Annotated in this window: 22 protein-coding genes, 1 tRNA gene and 2 pseudogenes; 6 read left to right on the top strand and 19 right to left on the bottom strand. The window is 68.6% G+C overall.

Features of this window, described 5'->3' with window-relative positions; genetic code table 11:
• Positions 1-134: 134 nt before the first annotated feature.
• Positions 135-215: pseudogene (locus L978_RS19130) on the bottom strand (DUF3892 domain-containing protein); the annotation flags it as partial.
• 50 nt (positions 216-265) lie between these two features.
• On the opposite strand from L978_RS19130, the gene L978_RS07315 reads away from it, so the two are divergent.
• Positions 266-1,852: a hypothetical protein gene (locus L978_RS07315; protein ID WP_047521844.1), complete on the top strand. Its 1,587-nt coding sequence runs from the start codon at positions 266-268 to the stop codon at positions 1,850-1,852.
• 246 nt (positions 1,853-2,098) lie between these two features.
• Here L978_RS07315 and L978_RS07310 read toward each other — a convergent pair.
• Positions 2,099-2,172: transfer RNA gene (locus L978_RS07310), tRNA-Pro, on the bottom strand.
• 107 nt (positions 2,173-2,279) lie between these two features.
• Between L978_RS07310 and L978_RS07305 the strand changes: the two genes are divergently transcribed.
• From L978_RS07305 to L978_RS07285, 5 genes are all read left to right on the top strand, one after another.
• Complete coding sequence (locus L978_RS07305; protein ID WP_047521951.1) at positions 2,280-2,864, top strand: GNAT family N-acetyltransferase; 585 nt, start codon at positions 2,280-2,282, stop codon at positions 2,862-2,864.
• A 36-nt stretch (positions 2,865-2,900) separates the two neighbouring features.
• Positions 2,901-3,356 carry a hypothetical protein gene (locus L978_RS07300; protein WP_047521843.1) on the top strand — a complete coding sequence of 152 codons (456 nt, stop codon included), beginning with the start codon at positions 2,901-2,903 and terminating at the stop codon, positions 3,354-3,356.
• 8 nt (positions 3,357-3,364) lie between these two features.
• Positions 3,365-4,084 carry a lysoplasmalogenase gene (locus tag L978_RS07295; RefSeq protein ID WP_231555020.1) on the top strand — a complete coding sequence of 240 codons (720 nt, stop codon included), beginning with the start codon at positions 3,365-3,367 and terminating at the stop codon, positions 4,082-4,084.
• Positions 4,084-4,455, top strand: coding sequence for an RNA-binding S4 domain-containing protein (locus L978_RS07290; RefSeq protein ID WP_194239265.1), 372 nt, complete (start codon positions 4,084-4,086; stop codon positions 4,453-4,455). Before L978_RS07295 ends, L978_RS07290 begins: the two co-directional genes overlap by 1 nt.
• Before the next feature lie 63 nt (positions 4,456-4,518).
• Positions 4,519-5,934 (top strand): HNH endonuclease signature motif containing protein, encoded by a 1,416-nt coding sequence (locus tag L978_RS07285; protein ID WP_047521837.1) that lies wholly within the window; start codon positions 4,519-4,521, stop codon positions 5,932-5,934.
• Between the two features lie 30 nt (positions 5,935-5,964).
• On the opposite strand, the gene L978_RS07280 is transcribed toward L978_RS07285, so the two are convergent.
• The 17 genes and pseudogenes from L978_RS07280 to L978_RS18910 form a co-directional block, all read right to left on the bottom strand.
• Entirely contained in the window at positions 5,965-6,870 is a 906-nt protein-coding gene (locus L978_RS07280) for an NUDIX domain-containing protein (RefSeq protein WP_047521835.1), read from the bottom strand.
• Between the two features lie 61 nt (positions 6,871-6,931).
• Complete coding sequence (gene der / locus L978_RS07275) at positions 6,932-8,404, bottom strand: ribosome biogenesis GTPase Der (RefSeq protein ID WP_231555022.1); 1,473 nt, start codon at positions 8,402-8,404, stop codon at positions 6,932-6,934.
• 40 nt (positions 8,405-8,444) lie between these two features.
• A complete protein-coding gene (gene cmk, locus L978_RS07270; RefSeq protein WP_052193399.1) occupies positions 8,445-9,167 on the bottom strand; it encodes a (d)CMP kinase in 723 nt (240 codons plus the stop codon).
• Positions 9,160-10,296 carry a prephenate dehydrogenase gene (locus L978_RS07265; RefSeq protein WP_047521833.1) on the bottom strand — a complete coding sequence of 379 codons (1,137 nt, stop codon included), beginning with the start codon at positions 10,294-10,296 and terminating at the stop codon, positions 9,160-9,162. Before L978_RS07265 ends, cmk begins: the two co-directional genes overlap by 8 nt.
• Complete coding sequence (locus L978_RS07260) at positions 10,293-11,099, bottom strand: pseudouridine synthase (RefSeq protein WP_047521831.1); 807 nt, start codon at positions 11,097-11,099, stop codon at positions 10,293-10,295. Before L978_RS07260 ends, L978_RS07265 begins: the two co-directional genes overlap by 4 nt.
• Complete coding sequence (scpB, locus tag L978_RS07255) at positions 11,096-11,716, bottom strand: SMC-Scp complex subunit ScpB (protein WP_231555019.1); 621 nt, start codon at positions 11,714-11,716, stop codon at positions 11,096-11,098. Before scpB ends, L978_RS07260 begins: the two co-directional genes overlap by 4 nt.
• Positions 11,706-12,530 (bottom strand): segregation and condensation protein A, encoded by an 825-nt coding sequence (locus tag L978_RS07250; RefSeq protein WP_194239374.1) that lies wholly within the window; start codon positions 12,528-12,530, stop codon positions 11,706-11,708. The genes scpB and L978_RS07250 overlap by 11 nt, the downstream gene beginning before the upstream one ends.
• Before the next feature lie 43 nt (positions 12,531-12,573).
• Positions 12,574-13,407 (bottom strand): ParA family protein, encoded by an 834-nt coding sequence (locus L978_RS07245; RefSeq protein ID WP_194239375.1) that lies wholly within the window; start codon positions 13,405-13,407, stop codon positions 12,574-12,576.
• 155 nt (positions 13,408-13,562) lie between these two features.
• Positions 13,563-14,465, bottom strand: a complete 903-nt coding sequence (xerD, locus tag L978_RS07240; protein ID WP_047521825.1) for a site-specific tyrosine recombinase XerD — start codon at positions 14,463-14,465, stop codon at positions 13,563-13,565.
• Positions 14,466-14,468: 3 nt separating this feature from the next.
• A complete protein-coding gene (locus tag L978_RS07235; RefSeq protein WP_047521939.1) occupies positions 14,469-15,050 on the bottom strand; it encodes an NUDIX domain-containing protein in 582 nt (193 codons plus the stop codon).
• Positions 15,043-16,737, bottom strand: a complete 1,695-nt coding sequence (locus tag L978_RS07230; protein WP_047521824.1) for a CTP synthase — start codon at positions 16,735-16,737, stop codon at positions 15,043-15,045. Before L978_RS07230 ends, L978_RS07235 begins: the two co-directional genes overlap by 8 nt.
• Positions 16,738-16,754: 17 nt before the next feature.
• The gene (gene recN, locus L978_RS07225) at positions 16,755-18,446 is read right to left on the bottom strand and encodes a DNA repair protein RecN (protein ID WP_047521822.1); all 1,692 of its coding nucleotides are present in this window, start codon (positions 18,444-18,446) and stop codon (positions 16,755-16,757) included.
• Positions 18,443-19,363, bottom strand: a complete 921-nt coding sequence (locus tag L978_RS07220; protein WP_047521820.1) for an NAD kinase — start codon at positions 19,361-19,363, stop codon at positions 18,443-18,445. Before L978_RS07220 ends, recN begins: the two co-directional genes overlap by 4 nt.
• Positions 19,360-20,157 carry a TlyA family RNA methyltransferase gene (locus L978_RS07215; RefSeq protein ID WP_047521819.1) on the bottom strand — a complete coding sequence of 266 codons (798 nt, stop codon included), beginning with the start codon at positions 20,155-20,157 and terminating at the stop codon, positions 19,360-19,362. The genes L978_RS07220 and L978_RS07215 overlap by 4 nt, the downstream gene beginning before the upstream one ends.
• Entirely contained in the window at positions 20,154-20,330 is a 177-nt protein-coding gene (locus tag L978_RS18915; RefSeq protein ID WP_165875382.1) for a hypothetical protein, read from the bottom strand. Before L978_RS18915 ends, L978_RS07215 begins: the two co-directional genes overlap by 4 nt.
• A 52-nt stretch (positions 20,331-20,382) precedes the next feature.
• The gene (locus L978_RS07210; protein WP_047521817.1) at positions 20,383-21,420 is read right to left on the bottom strand and encodes an HAD-IIA family hydrolase; all 1,038 of its coding nucleotides are present in this window, start codon (positions 21,418-21,420) and stop codon (positions 20,383-20,385) included.
• Positions 21,420-22,500: pseudogene (locus L978_RS18910) on the bottom strand (primosomal protein); the annotation flags it as partial. The gene L978_RS07210 and the pseudogene L978_RS18910, both read right to left, overlap by 1 nt.

Genomic DNA, 22,500 nt, shown 5'->3' with positions numbered 1-22,500 from the left:
CGGGTCAGCGGAACGACTTGTCGAATTGTCCAGCGCAACAGTGGTTCGCTGGGACGGCGGGCCCCCACCCGCCGCCTTCCCAGCGAACCCGCGACGCGAGATCGACTCGGTCGCGCCCCGTCCGGACCTGTCCCCTACAGGTTCGGCAGGTCGTCGAGGTTGTTCCGGGTGGTGGAGTCCCGGTCGGTGCGCAGGTACTTGCCCGTGGCGCCCTGAACGACGCGAACCTCCGTCTAAGTCCCGCGAACTCCTGGATCTCCCGGAGGTGCCCACGGCATTCGCCCGCCACATCCCCACGACGAATCGCTGGTTCACGAACACCATCCGTGCATTCCACCGGATGAAGAGGCTGATGGACCCGTATCCGCAGGAGCTCTACACCGCTAAGACGTACACGCAGGTTCTGGAAATTCTCCAGAATCATGATGCGAAGCGCGCGGAGAAGTACAAGGCGCGACTCGACGAGTACACGCGCCTGTTCATCCGGATGACCTTCATGGCGCAGCCCCGGGCTGTGCGTCGGGCAACGAAGAAGCTGGACCTCTCGTTCGACCAGACCTACATCGGCACTCCCACGACCAAGGGATACAGCCGGAAGAACGTCGCGAGCAAGGCGAAGGCCGAGCGCGACGCGAACTTCGGCGAGCTTCCCCCTGGCCCCGTGGACGTTTTCGCGGGGTACCACGTGAAGAGCGGCAAGGGCGAGCGGGTCGACAACCAGAAGGGCGACATCGACCAGACTGCACCCGGCCGCGGAGAGTGGGCAGACTATGACTGGGGTTGGGTAGCGAACTTGGCCGTGCGTGTCGATTCCGAACAGCCCGGGTCCAAGCGTTTCCCCAGCCTCGTCGTCGCGGCATCTCTCAGCATCCCGAACATGGAAGTAGCCGAAGAGGCCGCGCTCCTGCTCGAGTCCGCAGCGACCCTCGGACTCGCTCCGGGTATCGCCGATGCCGACAAGCAGTATTGGGCCAACGCGAAGCCGTTCCGCCTCCTCCAGCCGGCGTTGAAAACCGGCTTCACCCCGTCCACGGACTACCGCTCCGACCGCGTGGGGATCAAGGGTGGCCAGCACGGCGCCCTCTTCGTCGAAGGCGACGTGTACTGCCCGAGCACGCCGAAGCCGCTCCTGAACGCAACATCAGATCGCCTCGGTGACGTGATCGACGTCAGAACGCACCGCGCCCGAATCGAAGAGCGCAAGGCATTCCAACTACATGTGAAAGAGAAGGCAAAGACGCCCGACGGAAAGGTCATGTTGCGGTGCCCCGCACTTGGCCCGAGCCCGACGGTAACCTGCCCTCTCCGCGAAATGATGCTGTCGGCCGCTAAGAAAGCACGCCCGGGGGTGGAGCCCGAAACGGTTGAGGAGGAGTTCCTCGACACCATCTGCAAAAAGCACTCGGCCTCATTCGATCTCACCGAGATGCAGGCACCGCAGCAGGCATTCGACTACGGCACCGAAGAGTGGGAGACGTTCCACGACCACGCCCGCAACACCGTCGAGTCCGAGAACCAGCAGCTCAAGGCATCCGGCGACGAAGACATCGCCACCGCCGGACGCCGCAAGGTTCGCGGAATCACCGCGGCGCAGATCATCGTCACGCTCCTCATCGTCAACCACAACCTCCGAAAGATCGCCGCCTTCCTCAGCGACCAGGAGATCGAACGAGCACGTACAACTCCACGCGTGGACACGCTCCGCCGCCGCGACCGCGTATGGGCCAACCGCTACACGAAGACCACGGGCAACGGCGACCTCACCATCCCTCGAGGCAGTCGAACATCGTCATCGACAACCACGCTGCCTGACCAACAGGGCAAGCTCGCGCTGACACCGATGCGCACCTGAGCGACTCCGCTCACCGACGACGCCCGCGGGCGGCACGCCCGGCACGCTCCCCGCTACACCAGGACAATCGAACGCGCCCGAAACCCGGGCGCGTTCGTCGTTTCGTCCCCAGAATCGTTCGGACTCAACTATCTGACCCCGAATCCGATCTCACAGACGCAGAAAAGGGAAGGGCACCTGCTCGAAGCAGGTGCCCTTCCCTTTTCTTTAGCTGTTCTGCAATCAGTATTGCCAACAGCCCCTCGGTCGGGCTGACAGGATTTGAACCTGCGACCCCTTGACCCCCAGTCAAGTGCGCTACCAAGCTGCGCCACAGCCCGTTGTTCTGCACTTTCGCGCAGGCAACTCCCCTATCTTAGCCGCATCTCGACCGCCTCCGCGAACCGAGGCGTTGCGGGTGTCGGAGGTCGCGCGTACCGTCACGTGCATGGCGACGATCACGACCGAGCTGGCGACCGCTCCCCGCTGGGACGATGTCCAGCACGCGCTCACGGGCGGCGGCGACGGGGCGAGCTGCCAGTGCATCTGGCCGGTGCTGACCAACAAGGAGTGGAACGCGACGACGACGCCGCAGCGCACCGAGATGTTCCGCGCCGAGATCGACGAGGGACCACCGCCGGGGATCGTCGCGTACGTCGACGGCGAGGCTGCCGGATGGATCCGAATCGGCCCCCGCACCCGCCAGGCACGAATCCCCCGCACCCGCATCATCGCCGCCGCGACGACGGAGCCCTTCGACGACGAGTCGGTCTGGGCGATCACGTGCTTCGTCGTCCGGCGAGAGCATCGCGGAGCCGGACTCAACCGCATCCTGCTGGCCGCCGCCGTCGAGTATGCGCGCGGATCCGGCGCCCGCGTGATCGAGGGCTACCCGGTCGACACCGGGGGCGAGAAGCAGCGCGCCAACGACCTGTTCCACGGCACGCTCGGCACATTCCTGGCCGCCGGCTTCACCGAGAGGGCGGAACTCAAGCCGGGGCGCATTCTCGTCGCGCTCGACCTCACCGCATGAGCGTGCAGCGGGCTCGCCAGCCACTAGCGTGAAAGCATGACCGATGCGCACCCGACCATCGACGACCCCGAGCTCGGCGCCTTCACCCGGGCAACGTCCGAGCTCACCGATGGCTCCGTACTCACCCATGACTGGTTCGTCGGCACGGTCTCGGTCGCAGGCACGGAGCTCGACCTCATGCTCGAAGGAACGACTGTCGATGAGGTGACGCCGCTCCTCCCCCGTCTGCGCGAGGTCATCGCGCGGCTCGACGTGTTGCGACGGCTCGCGACAGACGCCGTGGTCACGAACTTCAGCACCGGTGAGCCCGAGCCACACGAACTCGATGATGCCTTCGCCGACCTCGCACTCGAGACGATCGAGGCCTCCTCCGACGGAACCGTGGTCCTGCACCTGACGGACACCTGCGGCGAACACTTCCCCGAGGGCTACTGGCCCGCTGCACACCTGGGCGTCGACGACACCGTCGATCAGGTCACCGTCGAATCCTGAGTGTCCGCGTGAAGACCACGACCCCTGCGACCGCAACGCCGCGCCCCTACGATGGGGAGATGCAGCGGCGGACGCCTTCCTCGTCGATCATGTGGGCGTTCCTCCCGTACGCCGCGGTCTCGCTGTTGCATGTCGTGCTCCTTGCGGTGGACAGTCCGCTCGCCAGCCCGACCAAACTCCTCCTGATGCCGCTGCTGGCGGTTCCGGTGGTGCTTTCCGCGCGCTGGCTGAAGCCCCCGGCGACACTGATCCTGCTCCTCGCAGCGGTCCTGTTCTCCTGGCTCGGCGACGGTGCAGGAGCCCTCTTCCCCGGCGCACCGGAGCTGCCGCTGATGCTGCTCTTCTTCGGTATCGCGCACCTGGCATACATCCTGTTGTTCGCTCGCCACCTCGCACGCCGGCGGATGCCGTGGTGGGCGTTGGTCTACGTCGGCTGGTGGATCGCGATGATCGCGGTCGTGGGCCCGCACACGGGCGGGCTGCTGATCGCGGTCGCCGTCTACGGACTCGTGCTCGGCGGCACGGCGGCATTCGCGGCCCGCTGCCACCCGCTCATCGCGGTCGGTGGAGCGTTCTTCCTCGCCAGCGACACGCTCCTCGCATTCCGACTGTTCCTCCCCTCGGGGCTCCCGGCTTGGAGCAGCCCGGCGGTGATGCTCACCTACACCCTCGGCCAGGGCCTCATCGTCGCCGGCGCCCTGATCGCGTTGCGGAAGCGGACCAGGTGATGGACGCCGCACGCGTCGACAGCTGGCTCTGGGCGATCCGCGTCTACAAGACGCGGTCGGCGGCGACCACCGCATGCCGTGCGGGGCATGTACGAGTGAACGGCGACAAGGTGAAGGCGGCGCAACAGATCAGGGTGGGCGACGAACTGCGCATCCGCATCGCCGGATTCGACCGGATCCTCATCGTCCGCCAGCTCCTGGTCAAACGCGTCGGAGCTCCTCTCGCGGCGCTCGCCTACGAGGACAAGACACCCGAACGCGAGCCACAGGCTGCCCTCGGCCTTCGGGATCGCGGCGCGGGGCGCCCGACCAAACGCGAACGCCGCGACATCGACAAACTGCGCGGTCGCCACGATGACCGCCTGAACTGATATCCCGGCATGCGTCGCCTCCGACACCTCGACTCCTTCGAACATACGTTCTAAACTGGAGGCATGGCGAACACGACCGATCTCGACCTCGACGAAAGGCGTCGCATCGTGGATGCGTGGGTCGCGGCGAGACGTCGGATCGCGGCGCTCGAAGCCGAAGCAGCAGAGTTGCTCGTCGAGCAGATCGCCCTCCACCACGCCGATGTCGCCGCTAGTCCGTTCCATCGCGAAGCGATCTACCGCTCTATGGTCGCGGAGTTCTCCGCGGCCGGCCATCTCTCGAAGGGCTCGGTGGAATTCGCCTTTGCCGATGCGCAGGCATTGCAGGCCCATCTCCCCGCCGTCCGAGCCTCGTTCGCGAGTGGCGCCGTCAGCGTCCAACACGTACGCGAGATCGCGAGGGCGGGTGCCGTCGTCGCCGAAGCCATCCGCAACCGCAAGGTCGATGCCACCGTCATGGAGCTCTTCGAGGCCGCGGTGCTCGTTGTCGCCGAACAAGACACAGCTGCGCGCACGAAAGCGCATGCACGTCAGGTCGCTGCCGCCCTCGTCGGCGAGACGCTGGTTGAAAGACACCGACGCGCCGCCGAAGAACGATGCGTGACGGTGAAGTCGCTCGACGACGGGTTGGCGCTGCTCACCGCCGTACTCCCCGAGTGGATCGCCACCGCGATCGCCGACAGGCTGAACCGCATGACTCGCGCGGTCGTACGCGCCCGAGACAACCGCGAAGTCACGCCTCTCCCCTGGTGGTTCGACGACGACGGCGAAGGTATCGATCCCGGAGATCTCTCGCTCGACGACCCGGCGTTCGACCCGTACGACAGCAGGGTGATCCAGGGCGCCGACGGTGACACGTTCGCGACCGACCCCACGGTCGAGCATCTCCCTGTCGACACGCGGACGTGGGCGCAGACGGAAGCCGATCTCTTCACCGATCTTCTCCTGACCGCAGACCCCAGCGCCGCGAACGGAGACGGCCTCGACGGCATTCACGCTCGAGTGCAGGTCACGGTCTCGGCGACCACGCTCACCGGTGCGGACGACAACCCCGCTGAACTCGACGGCCACGGACCGCTGCATCCCGACATCGCCCGCGACCTCGCGGGTCGCAACACCGGCTGGACCCGGCTCTTCCTCGACCCGTCCGGCATGGTGGTCGAGACCGACACGTACACGCCCACCGAAGGGATGCGCCGGTTCCTCCGCGCGCGCGACCGTCATTGCCGGTTCCCGGGGTGCCGCATGCCAGCCCACCGGTGCGAGATCGACCACAACCATGATCACGCCAAGGGCGGAAAGACCAGGCTCGACAATCTCGGCCACTTCTGCCGCAGCCATCACACCCTCAAACATCCGGACATCCCCGACACGCATCGCTGGAACGCCCAGCAGGAGAAGGACGGCAGCGTCACCTGGCACAGTCCGCTGGGGCGTGACTACGCCGACCCGCCACCCCGACGCGTGATGTTCGTCTGAATGACGATGTCGGAGAAGCTGGAGCAGAAGTCAGCCGTGCGCCGCGAGGAGTTGGAGCAGCCACCCGGCAGATCGGACCTTCACGGCACCGGCACGCTCAGCTCGTTCGCTGAGCTCCCGGTCGCTGGTGACCACGACGACTGTGCGCACATCAGCGACGCGGCGCTCGACTTCGGCGACGATCGCGTCGTCACCCGCAGCCTCGGCTCGAACCACGGCGACCGTGCTCGCTTCGTCATCGATGTCCCGCGCCTGCCCCTCGACCACCATCGAGACCTCGGGGAACCACTCGTCTCCGCCGAGATCCAGATCCTCCGCGGGGACCACCAGCGCCTCCAGCCGGAGACGAAGGCGCGCCGCCGCTCCCGCCCGGTCCTTCCACCAGCCGTCGGGCACGGACCCCACGACATTCGCGGCGTCGACCACGACCACCGGCCGCACCTGGAGCAGCGCCCGCAGCATCGGCCATGCCGCGGCGAACCCGGGGTGCAATGGTCGCTCGTCGACCTCATCGATGGGCACCCACTCGAGGGCCACGCTCTCCGGGTCGCTGATCACCGGGTCAAAGGGCACCTGCACATCGGCAATGACCGTCGTGTACGACCAGATGCCCAGATCGAGCACGCTGGTGAACCGAGGACGGACCGCCCCATCAGGCACGCCCGCTTCCTCCTGCGCCTCACGGATCGCCCCGACGATCGCGCTCTCGCCCTCGTGCAGAGCCCCACCGGGCAGCCCCCAGGTGCCACCGAAGTGGCTCCAAGAGACGCGATGCTGCAGCAGGATGCCCCGGGCCGGGTCAAAGGCGAGAAGACCGGCAGCGCCGAAACGCCCCCAGTATTTCTCGCCCGACGCCGCGATCACCCAGGCATCACCCGGGTTCCGCGGCCCGTCCGGGCGACGCGGCTCACCAGAGGCAGGAGGTACGACCGTCACCCCTTCAGCCTTTCACAGCATCGGGGTCGTGGCGCCACGGCGCGACACGCGTCGGAACAGATCAGCGCTGACGCTTCTCGCGCACCCGCATGTTGATCACGATGGGCGTGCCCTCGAAGGAGTACAGCTCACGCAGGCGGCGCTGGATGAACCGGCGGTACCCCGGGTCGAGGAACCCGGTGGTGAACAGCACGAACGTCGGCGGGCGGGTCGATGCCTGCGTCCCGAACAGGATGCGCGGCTGCTTGCCACCGCGCAGCGGGTGCGGGTGCTCGGCGACGAGCTCGGCGAGGAACGCGTTGAACTTGCCGGTCGGGATGCGGCGGTCCCAGTTCTCCAGCGAGGTCTCCAGCGCGGGGACGAGCTTGTCGAGGTGACGCCCCGTCTTCGCCGAGATGTTCACGCGCGGCGCCCACGCGACGTGTGCGAGGTCCTGTTCGATCTCACGCTCCAGGTAGCGGCGGCGATCGGCGTTCTCGAGGTCATCGTCGTTCAGGCGATCCCACTTGTTGAACGCGAGGACGAGCGCACGGCCCGACTCGAGGACGAGGTCGATGATGCGCACGTCCTGCTCGCTGATCGTCTCCGAGACGTCGAGCACGACGACCGCGACCTCCGCCTTCTCCAGCGCGGCAGAGGTGCGCAGCGAGGCGTAGAAGTCCGCGCCCTGCGCCATGTGCACGCGGCGGCGGATGCCGGCTGTGTCGACCAGGCGCCACATCTTCCCGCCGAGTTCCACGACCTCATCCACCGGGTCGCGGGTGGTGCCGGCGAGGTCGTTGACGACGACGCGCTCTTCACCGGCGGCCTTGTTCAGCAGCGACGACTTCCCGACATTCGGACGGCCGAGGATGGCCACTCGACGCGGGCCGCCGATCTCCTGCTTCGCGACGGCCGAGACCTCGGGAAGCTTCTTCAGCACGGCATCCAGCAGGTCGGCGACACCACGCCCGTGGATGGCCGAGACGGGATACGGCTCGCCGAGCCCGAGGCTCCACAGCGGTGCCGTCTCCGGCTCCTGCCGGGCGTCATCGATCTTGTTGGCGACGAGGAACACCGGCTTGCCGCTCTTGCGCAGCAGCTTCACGACGTGCTCGTCGGTCGAGGTGGCTCCGACCATCGCGTCGACGACGAACAACACCATGTCGGCCAGGTCGATCGCGACCTCCGCCTGCATCGCGACCGAGCGGTCGATGCCACGCGCATCGGGCTCCCAGCCGCCGGTGTCGACGAGCGAGAAACGACGGTCGCCCCACTCGGCCTTGTAGGTCACGCGGTCACGGGTCACGCCAGGTGTGTCCTCCACGACGGCCTCACGGCGTCCGAGGATGCGGTTCACGAGCGCGGACTTGCCGACGTTCGGGCGTCCGACGATCGCCACCACGGGCAGAGCCGGGCTGTAGTGGATGCCGTCCTCGCCGAGCGTGACACCGGCGAGGAGCGCGGCGTCCTCGTCGTCCAGCTCGTAGTCGGAGAGGCCGGCGCGCAGGGTCTCCGCGCGCTGCTCGGCGAGATTCTCGTCGAGCTGGTCCATCTTCTCGGCGAGCTGGTCGGGGCCGCCTTCGTATTCGTCGTCAGCCACGGTGTGCTCCTTGGATTCGCTCGATCACCGTGAGCACGGCGTCGATGGTCTGGGGGAAATCGAGTTCCGTCGAGTCGACGACCTCGACGCCGTCCGCGGCGTTGAGGAAGTCGACGACGGCACTGTCTGAGGCATCGCGCTTGTGGAGCGCCGCGGCGACAGCAGCCGCGTTCTCGCCGGCGAGTTCGCCGGCGCGTCGAGCGGCACGCACTTCGGGTGCCGCGGTGAGCAGGATCCGCACGGGCGCATCCGGAGCGACGACGGTCGTGATGTCACGGCCTTCGACCACCACGGCGGGGTAGGCGGATTCAGCGACCAGTGCGCGGAACAGCTCGTTGACCTGCGCGCGCACCTCGGGCACGCGGGCCACGCCGCTCACCGCGGCGGAAACTCGCGAATCGCGGATGGCCTCGGTGATCTCGGTGTCGCCGACGCGAACCGTGCGGTCGTCGGGGTCGAGTCCCAGACGCACCGGGAAGTCGGATGCCGCCGCGCGAACCGCCTCGGGGTCCGAGGTGTCGGCGCCGCGATCGAGCACATGCCAGGCGAGTGCGCGGTAGGCGGAGCCGGTGTCGAGGTATCCGAAGCCGAGCGTGCGCGCGACGGCCTTCGACACGCTGGACTTGCCTGAACCGGCCGGTCCGTCGATCGCGATGAACTTCGTCGCATCGGCCACGTGTGCGGGCGCCGTGAATGCGTTCGAGGTGTCAGTCATTGGTGTTCCCTGCAATCCGCCAGCCGCGTTCCTGGAGTCCGGTGATCGCCCCGTGCAGCGCGGCCGGGTCGACGCTGATCTCGGCGAGGCCGAACTGGGCCCCTGGCGAGTGCTCGAGTCGGAGGTCTTCGACGTTGACGCCCAGTTCGCCGAGCTCGCCGAACAGGCGACCCAGCTGACCGGCGGTGTCGTCGACCATGACGACGAGCGACTCGAAGCGCTGGTTCTGTCCGTGCTTGCCGGGGAGGCGGTCGACGCCGTCGTTGCCCTGGCGAATCGTCTCGGCGACCACGCGTCGTGCTCCGGGCGCGCTCGGCTCCCGCAGTGCGTCCGCCACTTCTCCGAGGTCGGCGGCGAGAGCATCGAGGATCTCGACGACGGGGCCGGCGTTGGCGCCGAGGATCTGCACCCACAACTCGGGAGCCGAGGCCGCGATGCGCGTCGTGTCACGAACGCCCTGGCCTGCAAGACGGAGCGCACCCTCCTCCGCCTCCGCGAGGCGGGCGGCGAGCAGGCTCGCGACGACCTGAGGCACGTGCGACGTGAGCGCGACCGAACGGTCATGCTCCTCCGGCGTCATCTCGAGCGGCATCGCCCCGACGTCGAGCGCGAGCGCTTCGACCAGGGCGAGGTCCGTCGCCTTCGTGTCCTCGTCGCGGCACACGACCCACGGTCGCCCGACGAACAGATCGGCGCGGGCGGAGATGGCCCCACCGCGCTCACGGCCAGCAAGCGGATGCGATCCGATGTATCGGGTGAGGTCGACGCCCCGCGACTGCAGGGTGCGGAACGGCTCCAGCTTCACACTCGCCACGTCGGTCACCACGGCGTCAGGGAAGCGCTGGAGTTCGGCTTGGATGACGTCCGCGGTCACATCCGGCGGCACGGCGACCACGATCAGCGAGGGCGTGTCGTCCTCGGTGGCGAGGCGGCCGGCCCCGTAGTCGACGGCGAGGCGCAGCTGTGCGGGCGACGCATCCGTCAGAACGACGTCGATGCCCTTCGACCGGAGTGCGTGGCCGACGCTCGCCCCGAGCAGACCGGCGCCGACGACGCGGACGGTCCCGGAGAGACGAGGCGCGACGGCGCCTGCCCTCCGCGCCGTGGGCGCACTCGTCGTATCGGTCATTCGTTCTCCTGCTCGCCTGGCGCCTCGGCGACACCGGAATCACGGCGCGACAAGGTCAAAAGCGCGCCGAGTTCGATTTTAGTCAGTTCCCGCGTCTTCCCGGCCGGGAGGGTTCCCAGGTGGAGCGGCCCGAACTGCCGGCGCACGAGTTCCGTGACCGGATGACCGACCGCGGCGAGCATCCGACGGACGATCCGGTTGCGTCCGGAGTGCAGGGTCAGCTCGACCAGGCTCGACCCGCGCGAGGTGTCCAGCAGCCGCGCCTTGTCCGCAGCGATGGGGCCGTCTTCGAGCTCGATGCCCTTGGTGAGCTTCGAGATCGTCTGGGGCAGCACCGTCCCCTCGACCTTCGCGATGTACACCTTCGTCACGCCGAACGAGGGGTGAGCGAGCACGTGGGCGAGAGCGCCGTCATTCGTGAGGATCAAGAGACCGCTCGTCTCGGCGTCGAGGCGTCCGACGTTGTACAGGCGCTCCTCGAACTGCTCCGTGAAGCGACGAAGGTCGGGCCTGCCGTTTTCGTCCTTCATGCTGCTGACGACCCCGGTCGGCTTGTTCAGCATGACGTACCGCTTGGAGACGTCGAGCTGCACCGCGGTGCCGTCGACGTCCACGAGGTCGCGCTCGGGGTCGATCCGGCGTCCGAGCTCCGTGACGACGACGCCGTTGACGCGGATGCGCCCTTCCGTGATGTACTGCTCCACCACTCGGCGCGATGCCACACCCGCGCCGGCGAGGACCTTCTGGAGGCGCACACCCTCGGGCGCACCCTCGAATCCTGCGGATGCCTCGAAACCGGTCATCGGATGGTCCCTTCGTCGAAACCGTCTGCGCCGTCATCGAGCAGAGGGGAGATCGGGGGCAGCTCGTCGAGCGAGTTGATGCCCAGGTGCTGCAGGAGCGCGTCGGTCGTGCCGTAGTTGATCGCGCCGGTCTCGGAGTCGGCGAAGAGTTCGGTGATCAGGCCGCGGGCGAGCAGCGTGCGCACGACGGAATCGACGTTCACCGCACGGATGGAGGCGACCTGGCTGCGGGTGACGGGCTGCTTGTAGGCGATCACGGCCAGCGTCTCGAGCGCGGCCTGCGAAAGCCGCGCCGGCGCCTGTCCGCCGACGAACGCCGCCACGAGCGGGTCGAGCTCCTCGCGGACGTACAGTCGCCAGCCGCCGCCCACCTCGCGCAGCTCGAATCCGCGCCGCGGGCCCGTGCCGTTGCCGTCGTAGTCGTCGACGAGCGTCTCGAGCGTCTGCCGCACCGCCGGCACCGGCGAACCGACGGCGGCGGCGAGGGCGACCAGCCCCAGCGGTTCGTCGACGATCAACAGGATGGCCTCGATGCGCTCGGAGAGCGGGATCTCGGTGGACCCGCCGATCCCGTCGTCCCCTGTCTCGGTGTCGGTCGCGGTCAGGTCATCGGTCATAGTCGGCCCCCAGGCTCGCGAGTGTCTCGTCCGACCAGGAGTCGGCTGCCCAGCGCAGCGTGAGCTCGCCGAGCGGTTCCAGTTGTTCGAAGGTCAGCGCCGCGTGCCGGTACAGCTCCAACACCGAGATGAAACGCGCCACCACGATGCCCGGCTCGCTCACGCCCGCGACGAGTTCACGGAAGCTCAGCGACTCGGTGCCGCGCAGGAGGGTGACGACGATCGCCGCCTGCTCGCGGATGCTGACCAGTGGCGCGTGCAGATGGTCGAGTCCGACATGCGGGATCTCTTTGGGCGCGAAGGCCAGCAACGCCAGCGCCGCGAAGTCGTCCACGGTGAGCGACCACACGAGCTCGGGTGTCTGCGAGCGGTGCTTCTCATCGAGGCGTGCCGCGCGGACGTGCCGCTTGTCTTCGCGTTGCAGGCAACGGGAGAACCACGCCGACACCTCTTTGAAGGCCCGGTACTGCAGCAACCGGGCGAACAGCAGGTCGCGTGCCTCCAAGAGCGCGACGGCCTCAGCGTCCACGAGCTCGCCCTGCGGGAGGAGTCCGGCGACCTTCATGTCGAGCAGGGTCGCCGCGACCACGAGGAACTCGGAGGCCTGATCGAGTTCCTCATCGTTCTCGAGCTCGCCCAGGTAGGCGATGAACTCGTTCGTGACCGCGCTCAACGAGACCTCGGTGATGTCCATCTCATGCTTCGAGATGAGGTTCAGGAGCAGGTCGAACGGTCCATCGAAATTCGACAGGGAGACCCGGAAGCCCGGTTCGATCGCCGCGGATCCGACGGGCTCGTCCGATCCGCTGCTCACGTCTTCGGCGCGCTCGATGGCCGAAGGGTCGACGGACTCTCCGCTAGGCGACAGCGCCACGGGCGACCAGCTCCCGCGCCAGCCGCAGGTATGCCTGAGCGGCCGCGTGCTCGGGGGCGAACTCGGTGATGGGCACCCCCGACACCGAGGCATCGGGGAACTTCACGGTGCGGCCGATCACGGTCTCGAGCACGTCGTCTCCGAATGCTTCGACGACACGCTCGAGCACCTCGCGCGAGTGCAGGGTGCGCGGGTCGTACATCGTGGCCAGCAGGCCGTCCATCGTGATGGACGGATTCAACCTGTCGCGGACCTTGTCGATCGTCTCGATGAGCAGTGCCACGCCGCGCAGAGCGAAGAACTCGCACTCGAGCGGGATGATCACACCGTGCGCCGCCGTCAGCGCGTTGACCGTGAGGATCCCGAGGGAGGGCTGGCAGTCGACGAGGATGACGTCGTACTCCCCCGCGACCTGGCGCAGCACCCGGGCGAGGATCGTCTCCCGTGCAACCTCGTTGACCAGGTGCACCTCGGCGGCCGACAGATCGATGTTCGCCGGCATGACGTCGAGACCTTCGACGCTCGACTTCACGATCGCATCGTGGGCGTCGCGCTTGGTGTCGAGCAGGAGGTCGTAGATCGTCGGCACATCGTGGGTCGGGATGCCGAGCCCCGCGGACAAGGCGCCCTGCGGGTCGAAATCGACCGCGAGCACCTTGCGGCCGTACTCGGCGAGCGCCGCGGCCAGGTTGATGGACGTGGTCGTCTTGCCGACGCCACCCTTCTGGTTGCACAGCGCGATGATGCGCGCGGGCCCGTGGGACTTCAACGGTTCGGGGGTCGGGAACCCGTGATACGGACGGCCCGTGGGTCCCATGGGGGTCTCGTCGGCCTTCTGCGCCTTCGCCCTGGACTTCGCCACTTTCTCAGCCACCGATTCTCCTGCTCCGTTCGTGCTTGGTCGATTGTACCGGGCGGCCCGTTCCGCAGCCGCCTCGGCACGCGGCAGGGGGCTCTCCCGGATGGGCGGTGTCAGCGGGCGCGGGGATGCGAGGTCGCGTAGATGTCACGCAACGTATCGACAGAGACGTGGGTGTAGATCTGGGTCGTCGCGACCGAGGAATGTCCGAGCAGCTCCTGCACGACACGGACGTCGGCTCCCCCCTGCAGCAGGTGTGTGGCGAACGAGTGACGCAGGGTGTGCGGCGACACCTCCGACGTGATCTGCGCCTTCTCCGCCGCGGCACGGATCACCAGCCAGGCGCTCTGTCGTGACAGGGGCGCGCCCCGGGCGCCGAGGAACAGCCGCGCCGATGCCCGTCCTTTCGCCGCGAGCGCCGGCCGCACCCTCGTGAGATAGGCGTCGACCGCTTCTCGTGCATAGGAGCCGATCGGCACGATGCGCTCCTTCGAGCCCTTCCCGCGCAGCCGCAGCACATCGCCGTGGGCGAGGTCGTCGACGTCGAGCCCGGTCGCCTCCGAGACGCGGGCGCCGGTGGCATAGAGGAGCTCCAGGAGAGCGCGATCCCGCACCCCGATCGGGTCCTCGGGCGACGGGGCGGCGAGCAGTCTCTCGACCTGGTCGATCGTCAGCGCCTTGGGGAGCCGACGAGGAGCCTTGGGCGGACGCAGTCTCCCGCTCGGATCGTCGACCTCGATGCCCTCACGGGCCAGGAACCGGTGCCAGCCCCGCACGGACGACTGCAGGCGCGCCAGCGAGGTGGAGGCCGGGGCAGGGTCTGCCGACGCACGCTCCGTGATGAAGCGGTCGATCACGGCCGGCGTCACCTCCGACGTGTCGGCGATCCCCTCCCCGGCCAGCCACTCGCAGTACCCACCGAGGTCACGCCGGTAGGCCGCGATCGTGTGCTCGCTCAGACCGCGCTCGATCGTGACGTGACGCAGGTAGGCGTCGAGAGCGCGCTCCAGCAGCATGCGTCAGCCCCGGTCGCGCAGCCTCTGCGCCGCAGCCAGCACACCGATCGAGAGGATGCCGTTGTGCATCCGTCCGCCGAGGACGGCGTCCACCGCGTCCGCCAACGGCACCCACTCGACGCGGATGTCCGCCTCTTCGTCCTCCCGATCGTGTGCCGAAGGCGCCGCGGCGACTCCGGTGGCCAAGAAGATGTGGATCATCTCGTTGTTGCCACCCGGGGTGGTCCACGAGGAGACCAGCGGCTCCCAGTGCGCGGCGACGAGGTCAGCCTCCTCGGCGAGCTCGCGACGGGCGGCGTCGAGCGGCGCCTCTCCGTCCACGTCGAGCAGACCGGCGGGCAACTCCCAGTCGCGGTGACGGATCGGGTGGCGGTACTGCTGGATCAGCAGCACGCGGTCCTCGTCGTCGAGCGCGAGGATCGCCACGGCGCCGGTGTGCGCGACATACTCGCGCACGATCTCCCCGTCGCCGTAGCGCACCCGGTCGGAGCGCACGTCCCAGACCCAGCCCTTGTAGACGCGGTCGCTCTGGAGGACCTCCGGCTCGAAAGGCTCGTCGCGGAGGTGCTCCGCCGACTCAGTCATCGGCACTGACGTCGAACAGCTCGCTCGCGCGGTGACGCTCGATCGCGGCGCCGACGAGCCCGCGGAACAGCGGGTGCGGGGCGGTCGGACGCGAACGCAGCTCCGGGTGCGCCTGCGTGGCGATGTAGTACGGGTGCACGTCACGCGGCAGCTCGACGTACTCGACCAGGTCGAGTTCCGGGTTGAGCCCGGAGAACACCAGACCGGCGTCGGTGAGACGATCGCGGTAGGAGTTGTTGACCTCGTAGCGGTGACGGTGCCGTTCCGCGGCCTCCGGCGCCCCGTACAGCTCGCGCGCGAGGGATCCCTCGGCGAGTGCCGCCTGGTACAGGCCGAGACGCATGGTGCCGCCGAGGTCGCCGCCGTCGAGGATGTCCACCTGCTCCGCCATCGTCGCGATCACGGGCTCGGCGGTCTCCGGGTCGAACTCACTGGAAGACGCGCCCGCGATGCCGGCGACGTCCCGCGCGTACTCGATGACCATGCACTGCAGGCCCAAGCACAGCCCGAGGGTCGGGATGCCCTGCTCTCGTGCGAACTTGAGCGCACCGAGCTTGCCCTCGATGCCGCGGATGCCGAAGCCGCCGGGCACGCAGATGCCATCGAGCTCGGCCAGCTGCTCCTGGGCGCCCTCCGGCGTCTCGCACCGATCCGAGGGGATCCAGCGGATGTTCACCTTGGTCTCCTGTGCGAAGCCACCCGCCTTGAGCGCTTCGGTCACCGAGAGGTAGGCGTCGGGAAGATCGATGTATTTGCCGACCAGGCCGATCGTCACCTCGTGCTTGGGGTTGTGCACGGCGTGGAGCACCTTGTTCCAGCGGGTCCAGTCGACGTCGGCCGCCTTCTGGTCGAGACCGAGCCGACGCACGATGTACGAATCGAGGCCCTGCTCGTTCAGCGTGGAGGGGATGTCGTAGATGCTCGGCAGGTCGACCGTGTTGATGACGCCTTCCACGTCGACATCGCACATGAGGGCGATCTTGTTCCGGTTGCTCGCGCTCACCGGACGGTCGCTGCGGAGCACGAGCGCGTCGGGCTGGATACCCACCTGACGGAGAGCCGCGACGGAGTGCTGGGTGGGCTTGGTCTTCTGCTCCCCCGAGGCGCCCATGAACGGCACCAGCGAGACGTGGACGAAGAACACGCTGTCCCGTCCGAGCTCATGACGGAGCTGGCGCGCGGATTCGAGGAACGGCTGCGACTCGATGTCTCCGACCGTGCCACCGACCTCGGTGATGATCACGTCGGGGCGCGGGTCCTCGCTCGCCTGCAGACGCATGCGACGCTTGATCTCGTCGGTGATGTGCGGGATCACCTGCACGGTGTCGCCGAGGTACTCGCCGCGACGCTCGCGCGCGATCACCTGCGAGTAGATCTGGCCGGTCGTCACGTTGGCGGCCTCGGACAGATTGATGTCGAGGAAGCGCTCGTAGTGACCGATGTCGAGATCGGTCTCCGCGCCGTCGTCCGTGACGAAGACCTCACCGTGCTGGAACGGGTTCATCGTGCCGGGATCGACGTTCAGGTACGGATCGAGCTTCTGCATCACGACGCGCAGACCGCGGGCGGTGAGGAGGTTGCCGAGACTGGCCGCCGTCAGTCCCTTGCCCAAAGACGAAACGACACCACCAGTCACGAAGATGTGCTTGGTCGTGTCGTTCTTGGGTCCCGCGGAAGAAGAGTTCATCACGGGCTTCGATCCTATCAGGCGGCGGGGGCGCGGAGGCTGAGAAGTTCGCGCGCGTGGGTGAGAGCAGCGTCGGAATCGGCGAGTCCCGAGAGCAGTCGGGCCATCTCCGCTTCCCGCTCACCGCCTTCCAGACGCCGGACGCTGGAGGCGGTGACCGCGCCGTCATTGGCTTTGACGACGGAGAGGTGGTTGTTCGCGAAGGCCGCGACCTGCGCGAGGTGGGTGACGGCGATGACCTGCGACTTCTCGGCGAGTCGGGCGAGTCGCCGTCCGACCTCGATCGCGGCGGCGCCTCCGATGCCCGCATCGACCTCGTCGAAGACGAAGGTCGGCACGGGGTCGGTCGCGGCGATGACGACCTCGATGGCCAGCATGACCCGGGACAACTCGCCACCGGAGGCCCCCTTCGAGACCGATCGGGGCTCGGCGCCCGGATGCGGAGCGAGGAGGATCGCGACGTCATCGCGACCATGGGTGCTCTCCGCCCCCTCGGAGACCGCGACCTCGAGTCGCGCATCGGGCATCGCGAGGGCGTGGAGCTCTGCAGTCACCGCCTCGCCGAGGCGGACGGCGGCATCGGTACGTGTCGCCGTCAGCGTCGCCGCGTCGGCGTCCAGCTCGGCTCGTGCCGCATCCCGCTCGGCGATGAGCCGCTCGAGGCGGTCGCCGTCGTCATCGAGTTCCGCGAGCCGCGTGGAGCCCGTCTGCCAGAGCGCCAACGCCTCGTCGAGGGAGCCGTGAGCGCGCACGAGGGTACCCAGCGCCGCGCGACGTTCTTCCACGGCGGCGAGTTCATGAGGGCCGGACTCGTCGAGGTCCGCGAGGTAGGCGGACAGGAGTCCCGCAGCGTCCGCGATCCGGTAGCCGATGTCCGCGAGGCTCTCCCCGATCTCGGTCAGCTTGGCGTCGGACGCACGCTCGATCACGCGACGGGCCTCCGCGACGAGCGCGGAGGCGTCAGGTTCGCCGTCCTCGTTGGAGAGCGCTCCGTGCGCGAGGGATGCCGCGACACGAAGTTCTTCGGCATTCGCGAGACGCTCGGCCCGATCTGCGAGTTCCTGGTCCTCGCCCGGCTCCGGTGCGGTCGCCTCGATCAGTGCCAGGTCCTCCCGGAGGCGGGAGGCCTCCTCGGCACGACGGTCCCGGTTCTCGGTGATCTCGGAGATCTCGGCGTCCAGTGCCCGCCAGCGGGCGAAGGAGTCCGTGTACTTCGCGAGCGCGTCCGTGATCGGCGTCCCACCGAAGCGGTCGAGCGCGTCGCGCTGTGCCGCGGCGGAGCGCAGACGCAGCTGCTCGGACTGTCCGTGCACCACGACGAGCTCTTCCGCCAGCGACGACAGCACCCCTGCGGGCGCCGCCCGGCCTCCGACGCTCGCCCTGCTGCGTCCTTCGGCGCTGAGCGTGCGCGAGACGTACAACTCCGCGGTTCCCGCTCCTGCGGGCTCCAACTCGCCGCCGGCCTCCTCGACGATCTCGGCGACGTCTCCGCCCTCCGGAACGATCCAGACACCCGCCACCGACGCCTGTGCGGCACCGGCCCTGACGGCCCCCGAGTCGGCGCGCTGGCCCAGCAGCAGTCCCAGTCCGGTGACGACCATGGTCTTCCCCGCGCCCGTCTCTCCGGTGATCGCGGTGAACCCCGGGCCCAGAGGCAGCACCGCATCGGCGATGACGCCGAGCCCCTGCATGCGCATCTCCTCGATCATGACGGCGTCCCCAGGGTTTGGCCGCGCCATCCTTCGACGGGCAGCTGGAACTTGCGCACGAGCCTGTCGGTGAAGGCCGTGGGGTGCAGTCGCGCGAGCCGCACGGGGCGCGACGACCGGCGGACGACGACCCGAGCGCCGGGCGGGAGATCGTGGGAGCGACGCCCGTCGCACCAGAGGATCCCCGACCCGTCGGTGCGCTCGAGCATCTCGATCGCGACCGCGGCGCCGGGGCTGACGACGAGCGGTTTGGCGAACAGCGCGTGCGCCGACAGCGGCACCACCGCGATCGCCTCGACGCTGGGCCAGATGACCGGTCCCCCGGCCGAGAAGTTGTAGGCGGTCGAGCCGGTGGGAGTGGAGATGACCATGCCGTCGCATCCGAAGCTCGACAACGGCCTGCCGTCGATCTCCAGGACGACCTCGATCATCCGCTCCCGGCTGGCCTTCTCCACGGTGGCCTCGTTCAGGGCCCAGGTCTCGTACACGACCGTGCCGGCGGCGTCCTTCACGCGCACCGACAGGGCGAGTCGCTCCTCGACCTCGTAGTCGCGGTCGATCACCCGGCGCACGGCCTTGTCCATGTCGTCTCGATCGATCTCGGCGAGGAAGCCGACATGGCCCATGTTGATGCCGAGCACGGGCGCTCCCGTATCGCGGACCAGCTCGGCCGCGCGCAGGATCGTGCCGTCTCCGCCCAGCACGATCGCGAGCTCGAGGTCCGCCGGATCGACGGAGCGGCCCAGAACATCGGTGCCGGCGAAGAAGGCGTCCACCGCCGTGAGGGCCTCGTGGTCGTCGGCGGCCAGGACCGGCCGTGCTCCTGCTTCCCGCAGGGCATCGATCACGCGTCGCGCCGCGTCGACGGTGTCGACCCGGCCGGCATGGGCGACGACCAGGATGTTGCGCTCGTTCATCGTCCTCCTGCCAGTCGATTGATGGTGTCCAACCATTCTGTCGGATTGCTGCCGCGACCCGGCGCGAGGTGCACGAGATATTCCGCGTTGCCGTGCGTTCCCAGAAGTGGTGAGGGAAGGATGCCGAGCATCCCCATGCCGACGTCCCAGGCGCTCCACACCGTGCGCGCGACTGCATCGGCGCGGGTGGCGGGGTCGGTGACCAGTCCCCCGCGCACCGCCGTCCGTCCGACCTCGAACTGCGGTTTCACGAGCAGCAGGACGTCGGACTCCGCGGTCGCGACCGCCGCGACGGCCGGAAGAACGAGTTCGAGGGAGATGAAGGAGAGGTCGCCGACCACGAGGTCGGGGGGCTCCGTGACGCCGGTGGCCTCGGCGAGATTCTCGCGCGTCATGTGTCGGACGTTGAAGCCCTCCACGGTGATCACCCCGGGGTCGGCGGCGATGGACGGAGCCATCTGGCCGTGCCCGACGTCGACGGCGAGCACGGTTCGGGCGCCCCGCTCGCGCAGCACCTGCGTGAAACCTCCCGTGGACGCCCCCATGTCGAGCGCGAGTCGTCCCGCCACCGGGATGCCGAACCCGTCGAGTCCGGCGATGAGTTTGTGGGCCGCACGGCCGACGTAGTGGTCGGAGCCCGCGACCGTGATCTCGGCCTCATCGTCCACGGCGGTCGAGGCCTTCACGACCTGGCGGCCGGCGACGCTCACGAGGCCTTCGGCGATGAGAGTCGCCGCATGGCTGCGCGAACGGGCGAGTCCTCGGGCGGCGAGGGCAGCGTCGAGTCGCGTCATCGGGATCCCGAGGTCTCCCGAGGATCGAGCTTCGCGCCGCTCTCGAGGCGGCGGGAGAGCTCATCGTGCACGGCCGCGTAGGCGGCGGCGCGCACGGGAAGCGGCTGCCCCTCGATCAGGCGCAGACGGCTCCACAGGCCGTCGGTCGGCTCGCTCGTCGTCTCTTCACTCACGGTTCCACTGTACGCGGCCCCTCCGACGCGCGAAGGAGCCACGCGAGATCGCTCAGGGGCGGTGGAAGGGATCGTCGTAGAGGCGCTCGGGAACACGAAGGACGAACACCGGGGTACCGGACGCCCAGATGGCAGCGGCTCCGGCGCGCAGCAGATCGATCTGCGACCCGGACTCCGACACGATCTCGACGTCAGCCCCGGAGACACGCACGGCGGCACCGTTCACGGCAAAGACACCGTCTCGCTCCGTCACCTCGGGATAAGGCTCATGCAGTTCGCGGAGGTCGCCGAGGATGTACGTCGGACGCGAGCCTTCCGGCGCCGCGAGGACGTGCTTGGGGCGGTCGATCCCCGTCAGCACCAGCACCGAGTCGATGCCGACACGGCTCGCCCCCATGATGTCGGTGTCCAGGCGGTCGCCGATGAACAGCGCCTTCTCGGCACCGAAACGGGCGAGCGCCTCTTCGAAGATGGGCGCCTCCGGCTTGCCTGCGACGGTCGCCAGCCGACCGATGGCTGTGTGGACGGCAGAGACGAGGGTTCCGTTGCCCGGAGCCACTCCCCGTTCACGAGGAATCGTCCAGTCCGTGTTCGTCGCGATCCAGGGGATGCCGCCCTCTTCTTCGGGAAGCTTGAGTGCGAACGCCGCCTCCGCCAGATCGGTCCAGGCGACCTCCGGAGCGAATCCCTGCACCACAGCACTCGGCGCGTCGTCCGCGCTGCGCGTCACCGTGTAGCCGGCCTTCTGCACCTCATCGACGAGACCGTCACCCCCCACGACCAGGATCGTCGCCGGCGCCGGCACGATCGTCGCCATCAGACGCATCGCGGCCTGCGGGCTCGTCACGACCTCGGAGGCCTCGACCTGGAGCCCGAGACTGCTCAGATGCTCCGCGACGGAGACATCGGTCCGTGCCGCGTTGTTCGTGATGTAGCCGAGCCGTGCGGACTTCGCCGCCTGGTTGAGGCTGTCCACCGCGAACGGCAGCGCGCCGGGTCCGGCGTAGACCACGCCGTCCAGGTCAGCCAGCACGGTGTCGACCCCGTCGAGAGGAGTGCGGACCGCGCGCCGGCGAGAGAACAGCGCCACTACGCCTCCGGGTCCGTGTCGTCGGCCTCGTCTTCGCCCAGGAGCTCGCGCACCTCGTCCTCGACGGTGGGCTCCACAGCCTCGGGTTCGGCCGGCGCGGGCTCAGCCGGCGCGGGCTCGGCCGGTGCAGGCTCGGCCGGTGCATCGGTGTCGTCCTCGTCGAGGTCGATCTCGATCATGCTGTCTTCGATGAAGATCTCCTCGTCACCGGCCTCATCGACTCCCAGAGCTTCAGCGGCGACCTCGGCCCGGTGCGACCAGAACTCGGCTTCCTCGGTGCGGCCGAGGTCTTCGAGCACAGCAGCGCGCGCTGCGAACAGCGCGGGGCTCCACTCGAATGCACGATCCGGATCCAGCTCCGGGATCTCCAGCTCACCGAGGGCGAGTTCAAGGTCGCCCTGATCCAGGCGCGCGCCCGACATCGCGATCGCCAACGCGACGCGGACGGGCGTGTCCAGCGTCGAACGATCGACGGCCCTGCCGGTCTCGAGCGCACGATCGGACCGACCGATGCCACGCTCACTGTCGACCATCAGAGCGATCTGGTCGTCCTTCCCCGAGATCCGTCGGTAGGTCCGCAGCTCCCGCAGAGCGAGGGCGAAGTCCTCGGTGGCATAGGCGGTGATGCCGAGAGTCTCACGGACGATCGCGATACGACCGGCACGGCGTGATGCGGCCAGGGCATGCTGGTGGGCGAGCGCGGGGTCCTCATCGATGAGGCGGGAGGCCATCGCGAGGTGACGCGCGACGTGCTCGGCATTCTCCTTGCTCAGCGTCTTCAGCTCATTACGAGCCGCGCCGTTGAGATCACGAGCGGTGACGTCGTCCGGGATCTGCGGCTCATCGAACCGCGGACGCTCGTTCGCCGCCTGCGCGGGACGTTCGCGTCCGGCTCCCCCACGTTGCGGGTAGGAGCGCGAACGATCCCGGTCGCCACCTTCGCGGCGCGGGGCGGCGCCGTCGCGGTTGTACCCGCCCTCACGACGAGGGGCAGCACCGTCACGCTTGTACCCGCCCTCACGACGAGGAGCAGCGCCGTCTCGGCTGTACCCGCCACCCTCACGACGAGGAGCAGCGCCG

It is taken from the genome of Microbacterium sp. ZOR0019 (assembly GCF_000800925.1).
Lineage (GTDB): Bacteria > Actinomycetota > Actinomycetes > Actinomycetales > Microbacteriaceae > Microbacterium > Microbacterium aurugineum.
This window is presented reverse-complemented; position numbering and strand designations above follow the sequence as displayed.

Coding starts and splice junctions, on each gene's coding strand:
- L978_RS07265 (WP_047521833.1), bottom strand. CDS start 10,296: ATGACCGATACGACGAGTGCGCCCACGGCGCGGAGGGCAGGCGCCGTC.
- L978_RS07305 (WP_047521951.1), top strand. CDS start 2,280: ATGGCGACGATCACGACCGAGCTGGCGACCGCTCCCCGCTGGGACGAT.
- recN (WP_047521822.1), bottom strand. CDS start 18,446: ATGATCGAGGAGATGCGCATGCAGGGGCTCGGCGTCATCGCCGATGCG.
- xerD (WP_047521825.1), bottom strand. CDS start 14,465: ATGCTGCTGGAGCGCGCTCTCGACGCCTACCTGCGTCACGTCACGATC.
- L978_RS07220 (WP_047521820.1), bottom strand. CDS start 19,363: ATGAACGAGCGCAACATCCTGGTCGTCGCCCATGCCGGCCGGGTCGAC.
- scpB (WP_231555019.1), bottom strand. CDS start 11,716: ATGACCGATGACCTGACCGCGACCGACACCGAGACAGGGGACGACGGG.
- L978_RS07285 (WP_047521837.1), top strand. CDS start 4,519: ATGGCGAACACGACCGATCTCGACCTCGACGAAAGGCGTCGCATCGTG.
- L978_RS07245 (WP_194239375.1), bottom strand. CDS start 13,407: ATGGGACCCACGGGCCGTCCGTATCACGGGTTCCCGACCCCCGAACCG.
- L978_RS07215 (WP_047521819.1), bottom strand. CDS start 20,157: ATGACGCGACTCGACGCTGCCCTCGCCGCCCGAGGACTCGCCCGTTCG.
- L978_RS07300 (WP_047521843.1), top strand. CDS start 2,901: ATGACCGATGCGCACCCGACCATCGACGACCCCGAGCTCGGCGCCTTC.
- L978_RS07290 (WP_194239265.1), top strand. CDS start 4,084: ATGGACGCCGCACGCGTCGACAGCTGGCTCTGGGCGATCCGCGTCTAC.
- der (WP_231555022.1), bottom strand. CDS start 8,404: ATGGACCAGCTCGACGAGAATCTCGCCGAGCAGCGCGCGGAGACCCTG.
- L978_RS07235 (WP_047521939.1), bottom strand. CDS start 15,050: ATGACTGAGTCGGCGGAGCACCTCCGCGACGAGCCTTTCGAGCCGGAG.
- L978_RS07230 (WP_047521824.1), bottom strand. CDS start 16,737: ATGAACTCTTCTTCCGCGGGACCCAAGAACGACACGACCAAGCACATC.
- L978_RS07260 (WP_047521831.1), bottom strand. CDS start 11,099: ATGACCGGTTTCGAGGCATCCGCAGGATTCGAGGGTGCGCCCGAGGGT.
- cmk (WP_052193399.1), bottom strand. CDS start 9,167: ATGACTGACACCTCGAACGCATTCACGGCGCCCGCACACGTGGCCGAT.